Origin of the sequence: Sheuella amnicola (genome assembly GCF_010499255.1) — a bacterium.
Classification (GTDB): domain Bacteria; phylum Pseudomonadota; class Gammaproteobacteria; order Burkholderiales; family Burkholderiaceae_B; genus Zwartia; species Zwartia amnicola.
This window is the reverse complement of the sequence record NZ_JAAGRN010000005.1, coordinates 323041-347771: the sequence shown is the minus strand read 5'-3', so window position 1 is coordinate 347771 and position 24731 is coordinate 323041. Positions and strand designations below refer to the sequence as shown.

The following is a 24731-nucleotide window of genomic DNA, read 5'->3' as shown; positions in this document are numbered from 1 at the left end:
TATCGCCAGATCACGGATCTGCTGCCACACAACTGGCAACCACAGACGATCTGATACGCTTCGAAAACCGTCACTGCCAAACTTGCACCGCAGGCAGATGGTCAAGATGGGTTGGCCGGACGCATACATTGAACAGGCTTCGAGGAAATGGACTATGCCGATTCAAAATTGGAAAACGGCTTTGAATCGATTTGTGATTGAATTTGGCGATCGGGTTACCAATCACCAATGATTACTCCGTCAGCATTTACACAGAATTATTTACAGCCTCATATTTTTTGATAAACCATCAGCAGAGATTGGATTGTTAATTTTTACCTAAAACCATATCTTCAGCTACCAATCTTCCAATCCGATCTGCATTAGCCATAATTGTCAACGTATGCGACTTCTCTGATAGTGCTGACAAGCTAGCCCCATCCACTATATGCACTCCAGCTAAACCAAACAACTCCCCATTACGATCTGTTTCACCTAAAGTCGGATTTTCTCGCATCGGCAAGCTGCATGCATGATGAATATCACCTCCAGGTTTGCTTAACGTAAAACTTCCCGGGAGCATTAATGCGCCCAATCTCATAAAGCTGCGACGCAAAAGATTTTTTGCATCGTCCATTAGTCGCGATACTTCAGTTTTATATTTGCCACTAACTTTCAACACTTTGTTCTGATCAAGTTGAAGTGATACGTCTGTAAAAGATCCTGGCAAGTATATATTCCCGACCACACACGAGGATAACAAGGACTTAAGCACTTGAATCCCAAGGGGTTTGTTCAAAGGCATGTACTTTGAAAACTCAGAAATTGGTATACCCGTTGTATTGAATAATGAGCCAAAACCAGAAATCCCATGATTTAACGACAAAGCAAAGGATAGCTGTCCAAGCCCAAAAGATGCTGTGCGAGGTGTACCAAGCATAGTAGGTAACCAGAGCATAAAGGCAGCAACCGGAGTTGATTGCATCGTGAGGAGGCGATTTAATTTGAGTGCAATCATCGACAGTCGCGAAGTCGCAAGCGTACCTGCGGCAAGCATGACTTTATGTGCGCTTAGTGTTGCATTTCCCCCAAGTAGGTTGGATAAACTTCGCCCTTGAACGGTAGGTCGATGATTATGCAAAAAAACGTTCTCGACCAAAAAACCTGGGCGATAATGAAAATTAGTAAATTTTTTCAGCGTACTTAAATCACTCCGGGATGAATATAAAGATTTTCGATGACATCCCCAGAGACAATTTCCGGATAAATCACATGCTTGGCGATCTTTGCGATCGGCACTTAAAACAGCTACGCGAGATCGACCAAATTTAATTCCTAGCGCATGAAAATTTGAAGCTTTTGACTGATATCTCGCAAGCATTTTTGTTTGCAAGGCATCCATTGAAATAGGTTGATCTGCATATTCATCTAATCTAAAGTAATCAGATAAATCATCATCATTTTTCCCGCTAATACCGATCCGATTTGCAACTGCTGCATACGATGCTTCAATTTCTTCGGAAGAGAAAGGAAATGCTTTCAGTTCTTGAAGAGATAGTCTTGCAACACCACATCCCCACGCATTTGACAGGCCTCCGCTTGCAAGAGAGCCTGTCGTAACAAAATTATCACCTTCGATATTGTTTAGTTTTTCGAAGCTATCAAAAACATAAGAATGGGTCGGGGCTCGAAGTTTGGGTGAAGGTGCTGCAGCAAAACGAAGAGCATGAAAATCTTTCCCAAGCATCCAGTCAGATTGATTTTTATCCGTTTGCCTACTTGCAAGATATGGCATATCTGGAGCGGAAACATTTGAATCATGTCCCCCATCAACCATCAATACCTTAAGCCCTGCTTGAACTAGGGGAAACGCGACAGAAACTCCAGCTGGTCCGCTTCCTACAATGATGACATCGAAATCAGGCATGCTTTGGTTCATGCTTGTTTCTCGCTATCGGTTTTAAGGGCAAATGGATTTTTAATAATCGGCATCATTAATACGCGAACAATACGCCAAAGTATTTCTTGAACAACAGCACTAAAAATACAAAACCCGTTACTAATCAGATTCGATGAGTGCCCTATTCCGAGAAATCGCTCTGCCCCAATAATACTCGCCTCTGAAATGAGCACAGCAGCATTTAAGCGCCAGATGAATTCCTGACCTAAATCAATATTATTAATATTCTTTAAATCAATTAGATGAATAAGTTTAGGGATATTCAGATATCGTTCTTTGAGACCTATTGCTCGACCATTGCGTAATTGTTCAATACAACGAATGTATTTACGAATAAGTTCTGAAGAGGTTTTTGTTCCAAATACATAACTTAAAAGTGCTTGACCCTCCAACGCTAAGTCACGTCTTTTGCGCAATCCTGATCGATGCATGCCGCTATCAAGACTACGTAACTTAATGCCGAGTCGTTGCAAGTCATGTTGCGTCTGCATTGGTTGAAGATCGAACAGAGAATTTAATCGTTCCAAACCTAATTTGGTACGAAGTTTTTCACCTATAGCTGTAATGACAAGCCTAATAAGCAATACTGGAACAGGAATGGGAACTCTTAATCTTCCAATCCAATATTTTGAAATTGATTGAAGAAACCTCGTAAATGAGATTGGTGTTTCTGCCCCAATGTTAAATATAGAAGACTGAAGCGCGCCATTTGAAGCGCAACTTAATAATGCGGCAACGAGATCATCGACGTGTACCGGTTGAATACTCGGCGCCGGTATAAATGCTGGATAAGCAGGTAACTTACGAACGGCAGTGGCGAGAACACCAAAGAGCCCGCTTTCAAATCCGCCATAAACTTGACCGGGGCGGACCACATGCCCATTGGCCGCAAGGACTCGTTGTTCGATTTTCCATTTTGTGCGCCCATAATCAGTCGGCGCATCTTCGCGCGAAGCCTGACTTGAAACAAAAATAACTCGCGAATTTTGCAAGACTGCTGCGTCAATCAGTTGTTCTGCAGCACCAATTTCCGCATCAGGATTCGTTGCGCTAGACGAGGTGATTGCAGCAAGATGAAGAATAGCGTCAAATTTTTCCGGCAAAACGACTGGTTGCGGTTTTGATAAATCAAAAAATATATTGCCTGATGCCCGCCCCGCAATGAAAACCTGATGTCCACTCGCCTGCGCAGCACGCACTAGTCGTAGACCGATATATCCCGTTGCGCCCGTGATAAGTAATTTCATTCGAATCCTGATTAGGCCTGAAATGCCGAAGTCGAATTAACGGAGTACTTGCTTATAAACCTGTAGCGTACTTTCAGCACAAGCTTGCCAAGTGAAACTTTTAGCCCGCTCCAGTCCACGTTGCCTCAGCAGCTCCACCAGAGCACTATCCTCCAGTGACCGTTTCATCGCTTCTGCAATGGCATCCACATTTATCGGATCAACCATCATCGCGGCATCTCCTGCTACTTCTGGTAACGAAGTCGTATTGGATGTAATTACCGGCACTTCCGCAGCAAAGGCTTCTAGAACAGGTAAGCCAAACCCTTCACCTAGTGAAGGAAACACCAAGGCAGTGGCGAGTTTTATCACCGGTAACAAATCCACATCAGGAACGTGCTTCAACCACCGCACGGTACCCGAAGCCGAATCTTGTTCAATCATTCGCAAGACTTCATCGCACTTCCAGCCAGCGCGTCCAATAATGATCAACGGCGTACGTACTCGCTCGGCATGACTCAACGCTCTATGAGCCCGAATTGTGCTTTCAACATTCTTCCTCGGCTGAAGCGTACCAACCGACACAAAGAATGTTTCTGGTAAGTGGTAGTGAGCCTTAATACTGGCAAACTCATTATTATCAACAGGTCTATACCATCTCTCGTCCACGGCCAGTGGGATGACGGTGATTTTTTCTAACGATATCCCGGCCCATTTAGATAATTCAGTCTTTGAATATTCCGATATCGTGATGACCTCGTCAGCCCAATTAGCTGCCCGTGTCCACAAATAATTTTTCACTCGACGAAACTCGCTACGCAACCATTGCGGATGCGATAGGGGAATAGCATCCATCAGAGTGGCCACCATCGGCGCCGGTTTACAGCGGGGCACATAATGATCAGTCGCATGAATCAGATCTACGCGTTTGACTAACTGATTAATGCCGAAGAAATTCAAACCAGTCGCAACAGACCATGCAGTATTTATAGAATATCGCCCTAGCTGAACACCTGTTCCCATCTCCGGCCTAATACCGGTTCTAAATGCAAACGGTATCAACTCAACTTCCGGATTCGATTGAATCCGTGACATGATTTCGCGCGTGTAGTTTCCGATGCCGTCCAGTCCGCCGCCGGTTAATCCATTGCACAGTGCTGTAACCCCGAAACCAATACGTCTCATAGTTGGCATAAGTGCTTGGATTCGGCGTCTATCATCCAAGCGAGCGTTTCTCTGAGGGCGCGCGGTTTCCAATCAGGAACAAACGTTTTAAGCAAAGTAGTTTCACCACCAAGCTTTAAAACTTCATTGGGGCGGACAAATGCTGGATTGACCGTGACATTCAGAGTGTGTCCTGTCATTTCGGATGCCAAAGACAACGCATCGCGCAAAGAGACCAGATTGCTCGAACACACATTAATGGTTTGTTCGACAGGAGCAGCCTCAATCAATTTGCGATAGGCATGCACTACGTCACGCACGTCATTAAATTCGCGCCAGACATCCATATTGCCTAGCTCGATCGTGTCACGCTTATGCACAAAGTGCGAAACAATCTTTGGAATCAAAAAACTATCCGACTGCCCAACTCCCGTATAGTTGAACGGGCGAGCAATTACAACCGGGATATGTGGTGCCCAAATCTTGGCCATATATTCCATGGCCAGCTTGCTGACAGCGTAGTCATTGGCGGGGTTGGTAGGATTGGTTTCATTTAGCAATCCACCTTGCAGGTTGCCGTAAACATTGGCACTGCTTGCAAGTAATACGCACCTAAGTTGGTCAGAAACGGGTGCAAGAGCCTCAAGCAGGTTGCGGGTGCCCACCAAATTGATGTCGTAAAAAGCTTTGGGCTGACCATGCCCCACAAACGCAATCCCAGCAAGATGAACCACATATTGTGGTTGAACTTTTTGTATGGCAGCAATTAGTGAGGCTGTGTCGGTTAAGTCGGCTTGAAGCGTACGAGGTTCATCCGGATTTGAGCTCCCAATACCCCAAACCTCATAACCATTTTGCTCAAGCTCGGCCGCCATATAGCGACCGGTAAAGCCCTGCAAACCGGTAATGAGTACGCGCGGTAAAACACCAGAGTTTAAAGCGCGTGAGTTAAGAGACATTTAGAACGAGAATCCGCGCTCGTTACGTGCCAAGTCCGCGACAACCATCATGCGACAAAGTTCTTCTAAAGTTGTGTGCGGAACCCAACCCAATTTAGCTTTCGCTTTCTCTGGATTTCCGATTAAAAGCTCGACTTCGGCAGGACGGTAAAACTTAGGATTAATCTTGACCAATGCTTTACCGGTCTTGGTGTCGATACCTTGCTCGGTTTCGGCGCTACCTTTCCAGTCCAGTGTAATGTCGGCGGCTTTGAATGCCATGGTTACAAAGTCACGCACGGTTTCTGTGCGGTTGGTGGCCAATACAAACGTGTCAGGCTCATCGGCCTGCAACATACGCCACATTCCTTCGACGTAGTCCTTGGCATAGCCCCAGTCGCGCTTGGCATCCATGTTGCCGAGTTCAAGTACATCCAGCTTGCCGAGTTTAATCTTGGCAACCGAGTCGGTGATCTTGCGGGTAACAAACTCACGGCCGCGTAGTGGGGATTCGTGATTAAACAAAATACCGCTTGTGCCAAAAATGCCGTAGCTTTCTCGGTAGTTGATAGTCATCCAGTGGGCGTACAGTTTGGCTACACCGTAGGGGCTGCGTGGGTAGAAAGGTGTGCTTTCGATCTGCGGGATCGCCTGTACCTTACCAAACATCTCGGAGGTGCTGGCCTGATAAAAACGTATCTTGGGGTTGACGATACGGATTGCTTCAAGCAGATTGACTGGGCCAATACCCGTAATGTCTGCGGTTGTCAGCGGTTGGTCGAAAGAAACACCTACAAAGCTCTGGGCAGCAAGGTTGTATACCTCTGTAGCCTGTGTGGTTTGCAGCAAACGAATGCTAGATGACAAATCAGTCAGGTCGTACTCGACCAAATGCAAGTTGGGGTGCTTTTCGATTCCTAGTTCTTCAATGCGCCAGAAGTTGACCGAACTAGTGCGACGATATGTACCATAAACCGTGTAACCCTTAGACAGAAGCAATTCCGACAGATAGGCTCCATCTTGCCCTGTAATACCCGTAACGACTGCAATTAACGCTGAACTTGGATTTGACACGCCGAGACCCATTATTAATTTAAGTTAAGCTCCTATTATACTTACGCTTAACTGCGTCCACTGAAGTTTTAGCCAGATGGGCGTCACAGGCTTAGTTGCGATCGTTTTAAATCTGGCGAGTGATATGAACAAAGCGGCGCCCCCAACCACACGGGGACGGATTAAGAATTATTTATTTGAAAATGCGATCAAACCTGCTGGCCACTCGCTGTATCGATTCTTATTCAATTCTCCACTCAAAAAAGTCGTTAAAAATTTGGCGCTTAAATCAGCCTTCGTTGAAGGCGCGCTTCGGAGTGTAAGTTTGTCCTTCATCCATTTTCAGATGCGAAAAGTGGATGAGTTGAAAATACGCAAACCCGGCTCAGATAAATTATTATTTATTGATGCCTCACTTTTAATTAAAGAAGACTTAAAAACAGGTATTCAGCGCGTATCTCGCAGCATCTTGCTGCAATTGTTGTCGAATCCGCCTGAGGGCTATGACATCAAAGTAGTCTATGCGAACAAGGATATTGGATACAAAATTGCTCAAGTTCAGTGTGAAAACTTCGAAAGTCTTTCATTAAGAAGTCAAGAATCGGATGAGTTGATTGCAATCCACCCAGGCGATATTTTTTTGGGACTGGATTTTGCTTGCTACCCCACCATTCTTGAAAAAAATTACCTTAACAAGATTCATTCAATCGGTGTAAAGGTTTACTTTGTAGTTTACGATTTATTGCCTGTGCAGTTTCCTTCTTATTTTCCGCCAGTATCCAATCGCTTTCATGCGAAATGGCTGCGAACGATTTCGCAGTTTGACGGTGTAATCTGTATTTCAGCAACCATCGCTAATGAATATCAAGCCTGGCTTAATAAAAAACGAATTTCAGTCAATAAAGACTTCAAAATTAAGCATTTCCATTTGGGATCTGACCTAAGTAACTCTTCGCCGACAAAAGGTTTACCACCCGATGCACCCGAAGTACTTAAGCAACTAAAGTCAAAAACTACCTTTTTGCTAGTCGGTACCATCGAGCCCAGAAAGGGTTATGGACAAATGCTTCAGGCTTTTACCCAATTATGGGCAGAAGGCGCAGACGTCAATTTGGTGATTGTGGGCAAGGTAGGTTGGAATATACAGAATCTTGTCGATAAAATTTCAACACATCCTGAATTGGGGCGGCGTCTGTATTGGTTACAAGGTATTAGTGATGAATATCTTGAAGGCATTTACTCCGCCAGTTCTTGCTTGATTGCGGCGAGCGAGGCAGAGGGGTTTGGTTTGCCGATAATTGAGGCTGCCCACCACCATATACCGGTTATTGCGCGTGATATCCCAGTGTTTCGCGAAGTTGCCGGAGATGCAGCTTTTTATTTCTCAGATCGAGCCAAGTCCTCGATAGCCGATCAATTTAAAATTTGGATTGATCTGAATAAAGAAAATAAGCACCCGAAAAGTGATGGGGTTCGGTACATAACGTGGCAACAAAGTGCCGAACAATTGAAAAAAGCAGTATTTGATTGATTTATTTGATATTTTCAATATCCGCTTCACTTCGCATTGTCTGGTTATGATAATGGCTTGGGTCTCTAAAGTGAGACTATTAGACAAACTGGCATAAAGCATTTGCTAACTAATTCTTGGTGAAAAGTATGAAATTAGTCCCTGTGATTCTCTCTGGTGGTGCCGGTACGCGACTTTGGCCGGTATCTCGTGAATTACATCCGAAACCATTTATTCGTTTGGCAGACGGACAAAGCCTATTGCAGAAGTCATTTTTGCGAGCAAAAGGTTTGCCCGGTGTTGTTGAAGTATTAACAGTCACAAATCGGGATTTATTTTTTAAAACAGCGGATGAATATCGCGAAACAGGTGAAATCCCAATGCCTTTGGGGTTTATTTTGGAACCTGAAGGGCGCAATACAGCACCGGCGATAGCCGCAGCGGCATTAACCATTAACCAAGCTTATGGCTCCGATGCCATCATGCTGTTTTTAACTGCCGACCATTTAATCGGAGATGTGGTTGCATTCACGAAGGCAGTTCAGCAGGCGGTTAAGTTGGCAGGGTCGGGCAAAGTGACCACTTTTGGTATTCAGCCCGAATCTCCAGAGACGGGTTACGGATATATCGAGGCCGACGGTCATGAGGTGCGCCGTTTTGTCGAGAAGCCCAATCTCGAAACTGCACAATCGTATGTGGATAGCGGTAAATATCTATGGAATTCAGGCATGTTCTGCATGACTACTGCGACCGCAATGTCGGAGTTAAAGAAATATGCGCCTGAAGTATTGGCGGCTGTATCGAATAGCCTAGCTGTCTCGCGTAGGGTTGAAGGTAGTGGTCAATATCAGATCGAGTTGGACGCTAAAACCTTTTCTCAGGCCGAAAGTATCTCAATCGATTTTGCCTTGATGGAAAAAACTAAACAGGCAGCCGTCGTATCCTGTTCAATTGGATGGAGTGACATTGGCTCATGGAATGCGTTGGGTGATCTGGTACCTCCAGATGCCCAAGGCAACAGCATTGAGGGCGAAGCGTTTTTACATGACGTTAAAAATTGTTACATACAGGCAGATGATCGTATCGTTGCGGCGGTTGGTGTCGAAAATCTGATCGTCATCGACACACCTGATGCCTTGTTAATTGCCGACAAAACACGTTCCCAAGATGTGAAGCAAATTGTGGGTCAGTTAAAGAAAATTGGTCACGAAGCTTATCGCCTTCACCGTACGGTCCATCGTCCTTGGGGTACGTACACTGTTCTTGAAGAAGGCCCCAATTTCAAGATGAAGCGTATTGTGGTTAAACCTGGCGCCTCTCTGTCTCTACAGATGCATCATCATCGCAGCGAGCACTGGATTGTTGTCGATGGTATGGCAAAAGTGGTGAACGGTGAGCAAGACCTGTTGATCGCAACAAATGAATCGACGTTCATTCCTGCTGGTCATAAGCATAGGCTTGAAAATCCGGGCAAGATTGATCTGGTGCTGATTGAGGTTCAAAGCGGACAATATCTAGGAGAGGACGATATCGTTCGTTTTGAAGACCATTATGGGCGTGTTTGATACGGTATGCGTCATAACCCGATCAAAGTGAATAGCCGATGCGAATGATTCAAGCCTTATGGGGGCACCGAAGCTTCATCGTCGGAAGCGTCAAACGAGAGTTTCAGTCGAAATATAGCAATTCATTGTTAGGTGCGGCCTGGACGGTGATCCGTCCACTGATGATGATCATTGTTTATACGGTCGTCTTCTCGCAAATCATGCGGGCGAAACTTGCTGGTGCAGATACCCCATTCGCTTACAGTATTTATCTGTGCGCTGGAATTTTGACCTGGTCATTTTTTTCAGAGATTGTAGGTCGAGCCGAAAACATTTTTATCGAAAATGCAAACCTCATCAAGAAGGTCAATTTCCCCAGATTATGCTTGCCCGTTATTTTGATTGCCAATGCCAGCATTAATTTTGCAATTATTTTTGGATTGTTTACGGTCTTCCTGATCGTGACAGGGACGTTTCCCGGGCTTGTTTATTTTGCAATCTTTCCTGTGCTGGCAATTCAGATCCTGTTTTCGGCAGGGCTAGGTATCACCATTGGCGTGATGAATGTATTTTTCCGCGACATCGGCCAATTATTTGCGGTTGTCCTTCAGCTATGGTTTTGGGTAACACCTGTGGTCTATCCTATGAGCATTCTCCCATCGTTTGTTCAAGGTCTGGTCAAACTTAATCCAATGACGAATTTGATCAATGCCTATCAAGGCATCCTGGTGAATCAGCAATGGCCTGATTGGTATTCATTGTGGCCGGTGACAGCCTTGTCAATATTCTTATGCTTTTGGGGTGTTCATCTTTTCCGTAAGCATGTTGGCGAAATGGTGGATGAACTCTAATGAGCACAATTGTTGTCCGTCATTTAGGCAAAGCTTTTAGGCAATATCCAACTAGATGGTCTCGCCTGATGGAGTGGCTCATCCCTTTTAGCCGGCCGAGACATATTCAGAAATGGGTGCTTCAAGACCTTAATTTCACCATCGGCGCGGGCGAAGCAGTTGGTATTGTCGGTATTAATGGTGCGGGCAAAAGCACGCTTCTCAAGATGATCACGGGGACAACCATGCCCACGACAGGATCCGTATCTGTCGAGGGCAAAGTTTCCGCTTTGCTGGAACTAGGCATGGGGTTTCACCCCGACTTTACCGGTCGCGAAAACGCCATTATGGCCGGGCAGCTTCAGGGCTATAGTGCCGAAGAAATGCAGCGATTAATGCCTGAAATTCAAGAGTTTGCCGAGATCGGTGAATATCTGGATCAACCTGTTCGTGTGTATTCCAGTGGAATGCAAATGCGTCTGGCATTCAGCGTGGCAACGGTACATCGGCCAGATATTCTGATCGTGGATGAAGCTTTGTCAGTTGGTGACACGTATTTTCAGCATAAAAGTTTTGAACGTATCCGAACGTATAACAAGTTAGGTACCACTCTTTTAATTGTTTCTCACGATAAGGGAGCCGTTCAAGGCATTTGCGATCGTGCGATTTTGCTCAACGGCGGCAAGCTTGCTATGCAGGGAGATCCAGAAGCCGTGATGGATTTCTATAACGGCATGCTGACGGATCAAAGTGATGAGACGGTGCGCCAAATTGCTTCTGATGACGGAAAAGTGCAAACTATTTCAGGCACTGGAGAGGCTACTCTGGTAGAAGCTACTCTGCTCAATGAACAAGGCGAACGTGTTGAGATAGTCAATGTTGGTCAGCAGTTAAAAATCCACGCCCAGATCAAGATTAATCAAGATTTACCTGAACTGGTTTTTGGATATCAGATTAAAGATCGACTCGGCCAGCCTGTATTCGGGACGAACACATTTTTAATGCATCAGATGCTTGAAAATGTTCATGCAGGCGAGATCGTAAATTACGTTTTGAAATTCCCCGCCAATATCGGTGAAGGCTCATATTCCATTTCCTTCTCGTTACACAACCAAGACTCGCATCTTGGCGCCAACTATGAATGGCGGGATCGGGTCATCATTTTTAACGTTGTTAATACGGATAAAAATCGTTTTGTGGGGATGGCCTGGTTGCCCACCACGATGGAGTGTGACCAGTGAGCGATGCATTCTATAAGGCATTTGAAGATAAATATCGCGGTTCAAGAGCGTACATTAAAGCTCAACTGCAGGTGTATCAGCCTTATGTTGATACATTGCGGGTAACCTGCCCAGATGGCGCTGCAGTAGATTTGGCTTGCTCAAAAGGCGAATGGTTAGAAATTCTGAATGAAGCTGGTTTTGATACCTTAGGTTTCGATACGGATCGAAGTTTGGTCGAGTTATGCAAGCAACGTGGGTTGAATGTTCGCCAGATTGATCCCTTGGATGGCCTGAAAGCGCTTAAAGATCAAAGCCAAATTCTCGTTTCAGGATTTCATCTTGTCGAACATATTCCCTTTGACCATCTCAAGGCGATCATAAAAGAAGCTTTCAGAGTGTTAAAACCCGGCGGCATCGTTATACTCGAGACGCCAAACCCCGAGAACATGTTTGTTGGTAGTAATGGTTTTTATTTTGATCCTAGACATATCAAACCTATTCCGCCATTATTGTTGGCCTTTGTGCCTGAGTATTACGGATTTTCTAAAATAAAAATCCTTAGAATGCACGAGCAGGCCAAGTCTTCTAATCAACCAAACTTGTCTTTGTATGAAGCTTTAAGTGGAGTGAGTTCGACTTATGCAGTGGTTGCACAGAGGTCGGTGACTGATGGCTTGACAGGCTTGGATATAGATGCAATCGCACCCTTGCCTGGCGTAATGCTAAGTGCTTTAACGAATTCTTATGATCATCATTTGAATCAACAGTATGCCGAATTAAAAGTTATTGCGACCAGTGCACTTGAATTGGCAAAAGATGCCGAGAATAAACTTGACTATATTCATCGTTCCCTTTCCTGGCGCTTAACTAAGCCTTTGAGATGGCTTGATCATCAAATTAAATTATTGAAAGTGCACGGCCCTTCAGGCCGTGTTAAAGCTTTTGGTCGAAGAGCGATCACCAGTATAGTGAATCGAGGATTTAATTACTCCGCGACGCGTCCAAAGGTCTACAAGATTGGAACGGCGGTCATTAAAAAATCTGGTCTGTATGACAGATTATGTACATATCTTGTTAAAGCTCCGATTGAGATCGTAATTCTGCCGCCAACAATTGAAGAAGAAATTGAGGCTAATCGAATCAATTTACGTCTAGATTATATGGATTCGAATGCAAAGGCCATGTATTTTGAATTGAAGAATGCAATCCAACACAAAGAAGGATCCGAATAATGCGGATTGTGATTGATCTCCAAGGCATACAAAACGATAGTCGTTTTCGCGGTATTGGTCGCTATTCAATTGCATTTGCAAAGGCTTTGATTCGTCATCGTGGCCATCATGAGATCATCGTTTTATTAAGCGATTTATTTCCAGAATCCATTGAGCAAGCAAAACAATCTCTGGGCGAAGAGGCACAGCATTGTTCCATTAAGGTTTGGTCCGGAATCGGTCCCACGGCTTATCTCGATTCAAGAAACAACTGGCGCAGACAAGTCTCGGAGTTATTGCGCGAAGCATTTATAGAAAATTTAAAACCTGATGTTTTATTAATCAGTAGTGTGGTTGAAGGTGGTGCGGATAATGCCATCATTACGATCGGTAAATTCACAAAAGTATTCACAAGTGCAATTTTGTACGACTTAATACCGCTGATTTACAAAAAGGAATACTTACCTCATCCTACATCACTTGCTTGGTATGAAGAACGCGTCAACGAACTGAAAAAGGCGGATTTTTGGTTCGCAATTTCTGAGTCATCCCGAACCGAGGGTATTCAGCATTTGGGATTAAGAGAAGATCGGGTTGTTAATATTTCTGCAGCAATCGGAGAAGAGTTCAATATAGATACCGTATCTAATGAGATAGGCGTAGCAATTAAACAGAAACTTCAGATTACGAAACCCTTTTTAATGTATAGCGGGGCTTTCGATCCTAGAAAGAATATTGAGCGTTTGATCGAGGCTTACGACAGGCTTCCCGAAGAAATTAAAAGATCACATCAACTCGTATTGGCTGGTGGTATCAAGGATTGGCAAAAAGAGTCCATTAAAAAAAAGATCTTATCCACGAGCTTAAATAGAGATGATGTGATCATCACCGATCGAATTTCGGATGAGGAGCTGTCAAGTCTTTATCGAATGTGTAAGGCTTATATTTTGCCGACATATCACGAGGGTTTCGGACTGACTGCACTTGAAGCAATGGCTTGCGGAGCTCCGGTGATTGGATCAAACGCATCAAGCGTGCCTGAAGTCATCGGACTTGATAAAGCACTATTTGATCCATTTTCTGTCAAAGATATGACTGAAAAAATTCGTCTTGTTTTATCCAATCAGACATATCGGGACGAATTGCTTGAGCATGGCTCCAGGCAGGTCAAAAATTTTTCGTGGAACCTGACGGCGATACGTGCGCTAGAGGCACTGAGTGCCCTGCAAGAGAATGGCACGATCAAACCTTTTGAGCTGATTCGTTCATCTGATGAAATAAATCAAGAACTATTCAGGCGCGTGACTGAAATTTCAAAAGATGAATCGATAGAGTCGGCTGACTTAAAAATAGTTGCGAATATCTTGTCACAGTTGCAGCCTCGGCAAGATCCAAGGCCTAGACTTTATATCGATATTTCAGAGCTTCATGAGCGAGATTCCAAGTCGGGAATTCAAAGAGTTGTCAGAAGTATTATTCATTATCTATTGAAATGGACCTCGGGTTCACATCGAGTTGAACTGGTTTATGCGACAGAGTTTCAAACTTTTAAACTTGCTACAGGATTTGTAAATCGGCTTTTGGATTCGGTACAAAACGAAGATGCCGATATTCAGGATGATGTCATCTGTCCGCAAGATGGCGATATTTTTCTGGGCTTGGATTTTCAGGACAGAATTGCTATTACCCATGAAGAGTTCTACGACTACTTTAGAAGTCTAGGAATTAAGTTTTATTTTGTGGTTTATGACCTGCTCCCGATCAGTCTTAAAAGTACATTCTCTGAAGAAGTTGTTGAAAACTATTCAAACTGGCTGAGAATTGTCGCAAAACAAGATGGCGCAATTTGTATTTCGCGCACAGTAGCCAATGAGCTGCAACAATGGGTAGAACAACATTATCCTGATCGAGCACGCTCCTTTAAAGTCGACTGGTTTCATTTGGGTGCTGATATCCAAAGTTCGATACCGACAACGGGTATTCCACTCAATGGGCAGGAAGCTTTAGAGTTGATTTCAGCAGGTAAGACATTTTTAACGGTAGGTACGATGGAACCCAGAAAATGTCATGAGCAGATATTGGATGCTTTTGATCAATTATGGAATGAAGGTCAACAAGTTAGTTTAGTGATCGTTGGGCGACATGGTTGGTTGACCGAAAGATTGGCTACCAGGATGACAACTCACGAAAAGTACGGAAGCTCGTTATTCTGGTACGAGGTTGCAAGCGACGAGTTTCTTGAAAAAATCTATGAAGCATCATCCTGTTTAATTGCAGCTAGCCAGGCCGAGGGATTTGGTTTGCCTCTTATCGAGGCCGCGCAGCATGGGTTACCGATTATTGCGAGGGATATACCTGTATTTAGAGAGGTTGCACAAGATGGTGCTTTCTATTTTGCAGGTAATGATGCAGATTCGCTTGCAACAGCGATCAAAAATTGGTTGATTTTAAAGCAGGAAAATCAAATACCAGAATCAAAAACTATTAAATGGCAAAGTTGGGAACAAAGCTCGAAACAATTGTTGAATAAAATTGCTCCGGATTTTTTCAAAGTTAGCGCTCAAACTTGATTGAGATATAAATATGAATATTCTTGTTGTTGGTGCCGGATATGTTGGATTGGTTACTGCTGCTTGTCTTTCCAGTAAAGACAATACGGTGGTGTGTGTCGATACGGATCCATCCAAAATTGCTCGACTTGAAAAAGGCATTATTCCAATTTACGAGCCTGGACTAAAAGAGGTGGTGGATGCTTCTATCGCAGCAGGACGATTAAAGTTTGCGGACGGAATTAAATCAGGATTGACTCTCCTGACATCTGAAGCCGATGTTCCGACTTTGATTTTTATTGCTGTTGGTACGCCTCAGGGTGAAGATGGGTCTGCTGATTTAAGGTATGTTTTGGCTGCAGCAAAAGAAATAGGTCAAGCCTTAACCGGACCAGCCATTATTATCAACAAATCAACTGTCCCTGTAGGTACCGCTGACCTGGTCAAAGGTGAAGTTGCTTGGCAGCTTTTTAACCGTAAATGCTTTATTGATTTTGATGTGGCAAGTAATCCCGAGTTTCTTAAAGAGGGCGCCGCAATTGATGATTTCTTCAATCCTGATCGAATTGTCATCGGTACACAATCAGATAAGACACGTGACCAGTTACTTAAGCTATATAAGCCCTACGTCAAAAACGACAGTCAGTTGTTGACAGTTGGCGTCAAAGAGGCTGAGTTAATCAAATATGCTTCCAATGCAATGCTTGCTACGCGTATTTCTTTCATGAACGAAATCGCAAATGTGTGCGATCGTTTCGGAATCAACGTTGAAGATGTTCGTGTTGGCATGGGAACTGATTCTCGAATTGGCCCGGCATTCTTACGTCCCGGCTGTGGCTACGGTGGATCATGTTTTCCGAAAGATGTTCAAGCACTCGTTCGAATTGCACAAAGCGTGGGCGTGGATCCCATTGTTTTGAATGGTGTAGAGGCGCGTAACAAAAAGCAAAAGCAATATTTGTTTGAACAAATTGTCGCCAAAATGGGTAAGGACCTAGATGGTCGTCATATCTGTGTCTGGGGTCTTGCGTTTAAACCAGATACCGATGATATGCGCGAAGCATCCTCAATAGACCTCATTCGCGCCTTGTGTGCTGCCGGCGCAACAGTCACTGCACATGATCCGGTTGCTAAAGAAGTTGCTGAGAATGTGTTTGCAGATTTGTTGCGTAACGCAAAATTAACAATCGTCGAAGACCCAGTCATAGCAGCACGAAATGCTGATGCAGTTGTCTTGGTAACAGAGTGGGTGCAGTACAAAACAATTGATTTCAACAAGGTAAAACAATCAGTGCGTCAAGCAGTGATCTTCGATGGTCGCAATCATCTGGATCCATCAGCTTTGAAGGCGATTGGTTTTGCATATTCCGGCGTAGGTCGTGCTTGATATGAAAAGAATATTAGTGACTGGTGGAGCGGGATTTCTTGGCTCCCATCTGTGTGATCGATTGATCGAACAAGGTCATCGTGTGATGTGTCTGGATAGTTTATTTACCGGTAACCGTAAAAATGTCGAAAGCTTATCCAAGAATCCTAACTTCACGTTTATCAAGCACGATGTAGTGGATCCGATTAATGTCCAACAGGTAGACGAGATTTATAATTTGGCTTGTCCAGCATCACCGGTTCATTACCAGTTCAATCCCATTCATACGATGAAAACATCGGTGATTGGGGCACTTAATGTTCTTGAGCTTGCTAAGAAAACAGGTGCAAAGATTTTTCAGGCATCCACATCAGAGGTTTATGGTGATCCATCAGTACATCCTCAGCCTGAAGACTACTGGGGAAATGTAAATACTATCGGTATTCGCAGTTGTTATGATGAAGGCAAAAGGGCCGCCGAAACCTTGTTTTTTGACTATCAAAGAACATACAAGCTAAAAATAAAAATTGTACGTATTTTCAATACGTATGGTCCGCGTATGGCTGCTGATGATGGTCGGGTTGTAAGCAATTTTATTGTTCAAGCGTTGAAAGGTCAGGATCTCACCGTTTACGGTGACGGTTCACAGACTCGTAGCTTTTGTTATGCCGATGATCTCGTCGAAGGTTTCCTGCGATTGATGAGCTCTGGAGATGATGTTGTCGGGCCGATCAATATGGGTAACCCAGGCGAGTTCACCATGATTGAATTGGCCGAAAAGGTTCTCAGACTGACAGGATCAAAAAGTAAACTTATTAATATGCCGTTACCACAAGATGATCCAAAACAAAGACGTCCGGACATTACCAAAGCAAAACAGTTATTAGGTTGGGAGCCAACTATTGCTCTTGAGCAAGGTCTGCAGCGCACAATAGATTATTTTAAAGGGGTTGTGGCGTAATGACTGAATCTACGACCAATATGACAGATTCCCGATTTGCAGTGGTGATGCCGATCTATGAAGATCAAGAAGCATCGACTAGGCTCTTCAGAGAGCTTTTTGCAGAATACGGCGATCGTGTTTATGTAGTGGCTGTAGATGATGGTTCGATCAATCAACCCGTGCACATTGAAGCGCTTCAAACCAATGGCTTAAATGGTGTTGTGATTCAGTTAAAGCGCAATGTAGGGCATCAAAGAGCGATAGCGATCGGCATTAATTATGTTGCAGATCATTTTCCGGATATGCCTTGCACGGTGGTCATGGACTCAGATGGTGAAGATACGCCGCAGTCCATACGAGAACTAGTGTCTTCTATGCAGTCCCCAAAAATTGATGTGGTTGTCGCTCAGCGTAAAAGCAGAGTGGAAACTTTGCGCTTTAAATCGTTCTATTTGATCTATAAGGCATTGTTTCAGATGTTTACTGGTCGAAGGATCAGTTTTGGTAATTTTATGGCTTTAAAACCTTCGGCACTAAAGCGATTAGCTGCAATGCAAGAATTGTGGATGCATATTGCTGGTTGTGTGCTGACCTCCAAGCTTCGGGTAAAAACTGTATTAATTGATCGAGGTCCTAGGTATGCGGGCAAGAGCAAAATGAATTTTGTTGGCCTCGCTCTGCATGGATTTAGAGCATTAATGGTTTTTGCTGAAGATGTATTAGTTCGAGTGGGGATTGCTTGCGCACTTGTTGCTGCACTGACTGTATTGGCAAGTGTTCTAGCGATAGGCTTAAAGCTAGCTAATATTGCCACACCGGGATGGTTCTCAATAGTGCTCGGTATATTGCTGTTAATGTTTTTGCAAACAGGTGCTGTAACCTTGATGACGTTGATGTTAACCGGTGTGGTGCGTAGTGGTGCCCCCAATCAAATAAATTATCAGGCCTACGTCGAGCGAGTCCAGCATGTCAATCAAAAGACTTGAAGGAAAGCTTCAAATATTAAAGAACCGTTCAGTTCGATACGTAATTAATGGACTTATTGCAGCGGGTGTACATTTTTCAGTTTTGACACTAAACCTTAAGGTTTTGAATTGGTCATCAGCTGGTTGGGCAAATTTAATTGCTTCACTTTTTGGAATTACTTTTTCTTTTGTTGGTAGCAGATATTTTGTGTTTCAGGAATCATCTGAACCACTTAATCAACAAGTCTCTCGTTTTTTTCTGCTTTACATATTGATTGCCATATTCCATGGCGTATTAATGCATTGGTGGGTAGATGTATTTGTTTTAAATTATGCAATTGGATTTGTTGTGACGATGATAGTGCAAGTCATACTAAGTTACTGGGGTAATAAATTATTGGTATTTAAATTATGAAGTATTTAAAATTCTTCACTGCAAATCTGATTTTTATTGTTGTATTAATTGCAATCTATCTTGTACACGTTATCTATTTCAAGGTAAATGTTGTTTTTTATAGTGCCCTAGCCGACGCTTTCATTGCAAGCATGTTGACGCTCACTGTAATTTCATTGATGAGTTGGTTCAATATCTTTTCTAAATTTGAAAAGCTCCTGTTAACCCTTATTTGGATTTTGCTCGGTTACGCAGTTGCTATTTCAGTTCCAACAGTAATCGATCGATCTTTGTCTTTTTATACCCTTGAAAAAATCCAACAGCGCGGGGGGGGTATACAACTTGCAGCGTTTGAGCGCGTCTATGTTCAGGAGTATATGAAAGAGCATCGACTAGTTGATGTTCGACTGACAGAGCAAGAGCAATCGGGAACAGTACAAATCAAGAACGGTTGTGTTAAGTTAACCCCATGGGGCAATACATTGGCAACATTTAGCAAATACTTCAGAAATCATTTTTTGCCCAAGCAACGGTTATTAATGGGGCAGTATTCAAATGATTTAACCGATCCTTTCAGAAATGAAAATAAGACTGGTGCAGTAGATTATCTTTGCAAATAAAAAATATTGTGTAGATCATTTTATTTGGTCATTTTGATCGATTCGATCTGTATGCCCAGTCTGCGAGAGTCATTGCTGATCCCCCAGTTTTTTGGAATATAGCAACGCTGCAAAATTAATATCGCTTGATATTGATGGTCAGTGATTTGATGGTCTGCTGGTAAGTTAATCGTGATTATATTCTTATCATTTCCGGATAATTGAGTTTTGACTGATGAAATGACACCTAGGGAGGGATGTACAATTTGACTCAAAATCATAAGATTTGGATTCGGTTGCGCGGCCTTTATATTAATAACAATGGTTGAAGTATCTTTTTCAACGTTAAATTTAAATAAGCCAGACGTCCAACCGTCCGGAGTTAGAGATCTTTCCTTAACGCATTGATAATCTTCAGTAAAAGGAAATGTTTTAAAGGACTCTCGAACTTCTTTATATGCAAAATATAAAAAACAACATATCGTCGTTAAAAATATTACAAATTTTATGACTTTGTTTTTTGAGTTTGTATTGGTTGTGGTGTTTTCAGTCGTTTCCTGCCATGCATACATAAGAGAGACTAGGAAAGCACAAAGTATTAAATTTTCTCTCACCAACAGTGAATGAGAATAAATATTGCCTAAAAAAATACTGCATAAACCGATGAAAGCAGGAATAATTTGAGCCTTATTTTTTATGATTGTAATTGGATAAAAAATAAGTAAGCAAAAAAGTGAAAATCCAATCAGACCATTTTCAGCAAGAATTTGAATAAAATAATTATGCGAATTTTCACCATTCAGAGTCTGTGTTAGAAAGTAAGAATGGCTAAAATCAGGAATGGAAGAGAGGCGATAAAAATCGCCTTGCCCTAATCCCATTAATGGGAACTCTGCGAACATTCGAAACGCAGACAAAAAGATTTCAGGTCTAAATGCCATGCTGTAATTCAGAGCATAGAGATCTGCAAATCCAAGCTTGTGTGCTAGGAATGTAAAAATTAGTTTCCAAGCATATTGAAAGAAATAAAAACTTGCAAATAGCACCAAAATTCCGACGCCAAACCCTAAGAAAGTTTTCTTCAGATTTAGCGAGTGTCTGAATTGCAAAGTACAAAAAATAATAATTAAAAATAATATCGTTAGCGCAATACTTGATTTCGATTTACTGGCTAGCATTGCCAATAAAGATAGTGGCATGATTACAAAAAGAATCAGTTGTTTCAGGGTTTTGTTTTTTGAGTAAAACCAATAACCAAGAAGTCCGATTGCACCCATCATTAATACACCAGCGTAGGAATGAATATCTGGTTGAAAACCAACGGATGAAAAACCAGTCACATCATACCCGGACATTAACCTGTTACTTCGAAATTGAAGTTGTGAGGGCGTCAGTCCAATGCCAAATCTGTTTTGAATGAGTCCTACCACGGAAGAGATGAATAAACTAAAGATTAATGGAACAAAAACAAGATCATTGCGATTTTTTGAGGATTTAAGAACGGGTAGTGAAAAAACAAATGCTGCTATTGACGTTCCGTACGCCACCCAGTCAAATATGGGTCTGAAGTCATCGTGCCAGTCCAGACTTCTTATATCCGATAGAGAGTAAAGAAATCCATAATAATTTATTGGCGAAGCGGTTTGAGATAAATTTCTAAAGATGGCAAGGGCAACGGAGATTGTAATGAAGAGCAAGAGCAAAGCTGCCGGCCAAGGGAATGTTGCACTAAAGGATTTTTTTCGCTGCACAAAATGCTGATTAATAATGCAGCCTAAGACAAAGCCGCATATTAGATCTAATCCAGATGAGTCTTGGTGAAGAATTCGACCGTAGCCAGTATAGGCAAGTATTTGAAATGTCAGAGTGGGAAGTAAGGGCAATAAAAATACACAAGAAATTAAGCCTAGTCTTTTATTAAAGGAAGTAATGACAAAAGCAAATAAGAGAAGGAGTGTGGAAATGGTGATTCGAAATGGTGATTGCAGGGCCATTAAATTTGAATAGGCGTTGTAAATCACAACTGCCAAGGTTAAGAAAGAAATACTAAAACCGATCACAGAAAGCATTAAGCGAACAATATCCGTGAATGATCTAAATCGCGCAGTCATCAAATTGATTTCACTTTTTTTAAGTACTATAAATTTAATTTATACGAATAATAGCTGTTGCTTTAAGCGATTTTTGAATTATTCAATCAATGTGGCGAGTATAAACGCAGTCAAACGAGAGTGAGTGAATACCCAGAGGCTACAATCTCCATATGAATGATTTATCTATTGCATATATTATTTTTAATCGGCCACGGCACACTCGAGAAACTTTCGAGGCGATTCGGACTGCTCGACCTGCTCGTCTGTTTTTGATTGCCGATGGGCCTCGTCCTGGACATCCGACAGATGTCGAGCGCTGTGCGGCTGTAAGGGAAATAGTTGATTCTATTGACTGGCCTTGTGAGGTGCATCGCAATTTTGCTTCACAAAATCTTGGATTGAAAAATCGAATATCAAGCGGGTTAGATTGGGTGTTTGAGCATGTTGATCGTGCCATTATTCTTGAGGATGACTGCTTGCCGCACCCGGATTTTTTTACATTTTGTGCGGAAATGCTCGACCAATATGAAGATGATGAGCGAGTTTGGACTATTACAGGGAACAATTACCAAAATGGTAAAAAAAGAGGTAATGCTTCTTACTATTTTTCAAAATACGGGCATTGTTGGGGTTGGGCGACTTGGAAACGAGCCTGGTCGCAATTCGATGGCGATATCAGTTTCTGGCCAGAGTGGAAGCTCTCGGATGACTGGCGTCAAAAGACTCCAGATCCTTATGAACAAGCTTACTGGATTGATATTTTTGATCGCATTTACTTGAAAAAAATAGATTCCTGGGCTTACCCGTGGATGACCTGCCTTTGGTACCACGGTGGATTGACGGTTACACCCAGGGTCAATCTTGTGACAAATATTGGTATCGGTCCGGATGGAACGCATACGATTGCCGATGAGGATCAGCCTGGAACGCCCGTCAAGCCACTTGGGTTGATATCGCATCCAGCTGAGGTTGTTCAGAATCTAGCGGCCGATCAATATGTTTTTGACCATTTGCTTGGCGGACTTTATCAAAAATTCCCTCGCCGGTTGTTGAAATTTCCGATTCGAATTAAAAACAAGATTATTCGGATGCTGAAGGGCAAACCTTAAATTGTGGCTGTAATTACAAATTTAAAAATGACGCAAAGTCGCCATGTTGTTGTCATCCCGATCTATAAGCCAGATATGAGTGTGAGGGAGCTTTATTCGCTTCGAAGGACGATTGACATCCTTGCCGTTCACGATATCTATTTGGTTGGTCCCAAAAAAATGACTAATTTTTTTGAGTATCTCATTACCAAATACCGAGGCCGATTGCATTGCAAAACCTTCGAAAATCATTATTTCGCCAGTATTGATGGTTACAACAAGCTGATGCTTTCTGCATTGTTTTACCAGGTGTTCGCTTCTTATCGCTATATGTTGCTAGTTCAGACTGATGCTCTGGTTTTCAAAGATGAACTCGATGTATGGGCAGATAAAGGATATTCGTATATTGGTGCGCCGTGGTTTGAAGGTTTTACTAAGCCAACCGCTCCTTTAACCCTGACAACGGTTGGTAATGGGGGCTATTCATTACGTAATATTGGCGATTTTTTAAAAGTGCTATCCAAACCGCGTATTTTTAAAAATACTTTGATGCAAACTTGGCCAGGAAATATTATTTCCAATACTTATCGGTATCTGAAGGATTATCATTCATTCATATACCAAAATACTCAAATTAACTTAAAAGTTAATGAAGACGTATTTTGGGGATTATTTGTTTCTCCACAGTGCGACTTCTTCAAAGTACCCATGCCACAGGAAGCGATTGCATTTGCATTTGAAGCCCATCCCGAACTTTTGTATGAATTGAACGGCAAAAAATTGCCTTTTGGATGCCATGCTTGGGAAAGATATGGTGAAGAATTCTGGCTAAAGATCTTAAGCCAAAATGGATGTGATGTTGAGGCAATAAAATATCGATAAATCAATAGTTGAGGCAATAAAATATCGATAAATCAATAACCTACATTAAAAACATAAGCCTTAAAAGCATTTGAGCGTGTTATGATCATGGGGTTTTACCTTGAGGCATGACAACAGTGGTTTTTGCTATCCCACACCTTGCACTAACAACCGCGGGTATTGCGACTTTCGCGATTTGTCTGGGTATTGTGCTGACGAAAAGGTGGCACGGGCTTCATACCCTCGACTTTGAATCTGGCGTACAAAAAGTTCATGCTGAACCGACCCCGCGCATTGGTGGCTTAGCAATTCTGATTGGTCTGGCAGTCAGTTTGTTTTTTACGCCACACGAAGTCACGATGTTGTTCGGACCGATGCTTTTAGCTGCTTTGCCAGCATTTTTTGCTGGGGTCATTGAAGACATTACCAAACGAGGACGAGTGACCGAAAGACTACTTGCGACATTTTCAAGCGGTTTACTTGCCTGGTGGCTGACAGGCTACAGTCTGACTCGGATCGGTTTGTCTGGTATAGATACCTTACTGGTATTCTTGCCTGTATCAATTGTATTTACTGCTTTTGCTGTCGGCGGCGTGGCAAATGCTATCAACATCATTGATGGGTTCAATGGACTAGCTGGATCAACAATCTTGCTCTCTTTGGCAACGCTTAGTCTGATGTCCTATTTGTCAGGCGATGCGGAAATGGCCAAAATTTGTTTTATTGTTGGTGGAGCAACTTTTGGATTTTTACTGCTCAATTACCCATCTGGGAAAATATTCCTCGGAGACGGCGGGGCCTATTTGCTCGGCTTTTTACTTGGTTGGTTAGCTGTAATGGTGGCGATGCGTAATTCCGGAATTTCTCCTTGGGCGCCAATGCTTGCTTGTGGATATCCCATATTTGAAGTGCTCTTTTCGATGGCAAGACGAAAAGCAAGAACACTTCAGCTTGGTCGCCCAGACCGGTTGCATCTTCATAGTTTGGTATGGTCACGTGTGACGCGTAAATGGCTAATACACCAATCGTCAATTACGCAAAATGCTGCAGTTTGTCCTCTGATGATGCTATACGCAGCCATACCCTCTGCACTGTCACTGCTATTCAGAAAAAACACGGCCACCCTGATCGTTGCATTCATCGCATGCGGCTTGATTTATGCACTAGTTTACGCAAGACTAGTTCATTTTAAATGGGTGGTTCCAAAGCTGCGGCTTGCGAATTAGATGCTGGCT

20 protein-coding genes are annotated in these 24731 nt (G+C 42.9%); 14 read left to right on the top strand and 6 right to left on the bottom strand.

Annotated elements, in window-relative coordinates; translation table 11 throughout:
- Positions 1–307: 307 nt before the first annotated feature.
- Genes G3I67_RS09760 through gmd form a run of 5 tightly spaced genes read right to left on the bottom strand, consistent with a single transcriptional unit; the run spans position 308 to position 6341 of the window.
- Positions 308–1918, bottom strand: a complete 1611-nt coding sequence (locus tag G3I67_RS09760) for an FAD-dependent oxidoreductase (protein WP_163654745.1) — start codon at positions 1916–1918, stop codon at positions 308–310.
- Positions 1915–3186, bottom strand: a complete 1272-nt coding sequence (locus tag G3I67_RS09755) for an NAD-dependent epimerase/dehydratase family protein (RefSeq protein WP_163654743.1) — start codon at positions 3184–3186, stop codon at positions 1915–1917. Before G3I67_RS09755 ends, G3I67_RS09760 begins: the two co-directional genes overlap by 4 nt.
- Before the next feature lie 36 nt (positions 3187–3222).
- Positions 3223–4350 carry a glycosyltransferase family 4 protein gene (locus tag G3I67_RS09750; RefSeq protein ID WP_163654741.1) on the bottom strand — a complete coding sequence of 376 codons (1128 nt, stop codon included), beginning with the start codon at positions 4348–4350 and terminating at the stop codon, positions 3223–3225.
- Positions 4347–5288, bottom strand: coding sequence for an NAD-dependent epimerase/dehydratase family protein (locus tag G3I67_RS09745; protein WP_163654739.1), 942 nt, complete (start codon positions 5286–5288; stop codon positions 4347–4349). The genes G3I67_RS09750 and G3I67_RS09745 overlap by 4 nt, the downstream gene beginning before the upstream one ends.
- Positions 5289–6341, bottom strand: coding sequence for a GDP-mannose 4,6-dehydratase (gene gmd / locus G3I67_RS09740; protein WP_311197080.1), 1053 nt, complete (start codon positions 6339–6341; stop codon positions 5289–5291).
- 76 nt (positions 6342–6417) lie between these two features.
- On the opposite strand from gmd, the gene G3I67_RS09735 reads away from it, so the two are divergent.
- From G3I67_RS09735 to G3I67_RS09685, 11 genes are all read left to right on the top strand, one after another.
- Positions 6418–7851, top strand: a complete 1434-nt coding sequence (locus G3I67_RS09735; RefSeq protein WP_163654735.1) for a glycosyltransferase family 4 protein — start codon at positions 6418–6420, stop codon at positions 7849–7851.
- Positions 7852–7979: 128 nt separating this feature from the next.
- Positions 7980–9395 (top strand): mannose-1-phosphate guanylyltransferase/mannose-6-phosphate isomerase, encoded by a 1416-nt coding sequence (locus G3I67_RS09730; RefSeq protein WP_163654733.1) that lies wholly within the window; start codon positions 7980–7982, stop codon positions 9393–9395.
- A 38-nt stretch (positions 9396–9433) separates the two neighbouring features.
- On the top strand, positions 9434–10225 hold the full coding sequence (locus G3I67_RS09725; protein WP_235931832.1) for an ABC transporter permease: 792 nt from the start codon (positions 9434–9436) through the stop codon (positions 10223–10225).
- On the top strand, positions 10225–11445 hold the full coding sequence (locus tag G3I67_RS09720; protein ID WP_163654729.1) for an ABC transporter ATP-binding protein: 1221 nt from the start codon (positions 10225–10227) through the stop codon (positions 11443–11445). Before G3I67_RS09725 ends, G3I67_RS09720 begins: the two co-directional genes overlap by 1 nt.
- Positions 11442–12659, top strand: a complete 1218-nt coding sequence (locus G3I67_RS09715; protein WP_163654727.1) for a class I SAM-dependent methyltransferase — start codon at positions 11442–11444, stop codon at positions 12657–12659. Before G3I67_RS09720 ends, G3I67_RS09715 begins: the two co-directional genes overlap by 4 nt.
- Positions 12659–15208 (top strand): glycosyltransferase family 4 protein, encoded by a 2550-nt coding sequence (locus G3I67_RS09710; RefSeq protein ID WP_163654725.1) that lies wholly within the window; start codon positions 12659–12661, stop codon positions 15206–15208. Before G3I67_RS09715 ends, G3I67_RS09710 begins: the two co-directional genes overlap by 1 nt.
- Before the next feature lie 13 nt (positions 15209–15221).
- The gene (locus G3I67_RS09705; RefSeq protein ID WP_163654723.1) at positions 15222–16574 is read left to right on the top strand and encodes a UDP-glucose dehydrogenase family protein; all 1353 of its coding nucleotides are present in this window, start codon (positions 15222–15224) and stop codon (positions 16572–16574) included.
- A gap of 1 nt (position 16575) precedes the next feature.
- A complete protein-coding gene (locus G3I67_RS09700) occupies positions 16576–17514 on the top strand; it encodes a UDP-glucuronic acid decarboxylase family protein (protein ID WP_163654803.1) in 939 nt (312 codons plus the stop codon).
- Positions 17514–18482, top strand: coding sequence for a glycosyltransferase (locus tag G3I67_RS09695; RefSeq protein ID WP_203583596.1), 969 nt, complete (start codon positions 17514–17516; stop codon positions 18480–18482). The genes G3I67_RS09700 and G3I67_RS09695 overlap by 1 nt, the downstream gene beginning before the upstream one ends.
- Positions 18463–18876 carry a GtrA family protein gene (locus G3I67_RS09690; protein ID WP_163654722.1) on the top strand — a complete coding sequence of 138 codons (414 nt, stop codon included), beginning with the start codon at positions 18463–18465 and terminating at the stop codon, positions 18874–18876. Before G3I67_RS09695 ends, G3I67_RS09690 begins: the two co-directional genes overlap by 20 nt.
- Entirely contained in the window at positions 18873–19475 is a 603-nt protein-coding gene (locus G3I67_RS09685; protein WP_163654720.1) for a hypothetical protein, read from the top strand. The genes G3I67_RS09690 and G3I67_RS09685 overlap by 4 nt, the downstream gene beginning before the upstream one ends.
- A gap of 20 nt (positions 19476–19495) precedes the next feature.
- Here G3I67_RS09685 and G3I67_RS09680 read toward each other — a convergent pair whose 3' ends face one another.
- Positions 19496–21523, bottom strand: coding sequence for an O-antigen ligase family protein (locus tag G3I67_RS09680; protein ID WP_163654718.1), 2028 nt, complete (start codon positions 21521–21523; stop codon positions 19496–19498).
- Between the two features lie 194 nt (positions 21524–21717).
- On the opposite strand from G3I67_RS09680, the gene G3I67_RS09675 reads away from it, so the two are divergent.
- The 3 genes from G3I67_RS09675 to G3I67_RS09665 all read left to right on the top strand — a co-directional run bounded on the left by G3I67_RS09675 (position 21718) and on the right by G3I67_RS09665 (position 24722).
- Positions 21718–22656 (top strand): glycosyltransferase family 2 protein, encoded by a 939-nt coding sequence (locus G3I67_RS09675; protein ID WP_163654716.1) that lies wholly within the window; start codon positions 21718–21720, stop codon positions 22654–22656.
- Between the two features lie 27 nt (positions 22657–22683).
- A complete protein-coding gene (locus G3I67_RS09670) occupies positions 22684–23517 on the top strand; it encodes a DUF5672 family protein (protein ID WP_163654714.1) in 834 nt (277 codons plus the stop codon).
- A 107-nt stretch (positions 23518–23624) separates the two neighbouring features.
- Positions 23625–24722: an MraY family glycosyltransferase gene (locus G3I67_RS09665; RefSeq protein ID WP_163654712.1), complete on the top strand. Its 1098-nt coding sequence runs from the start codon at positions 23625–23627 to the stop codon at positions 24720–24722.
- The last annotated feature ends 9 nt before the right edge of the window (positions 24723–24731 follow it).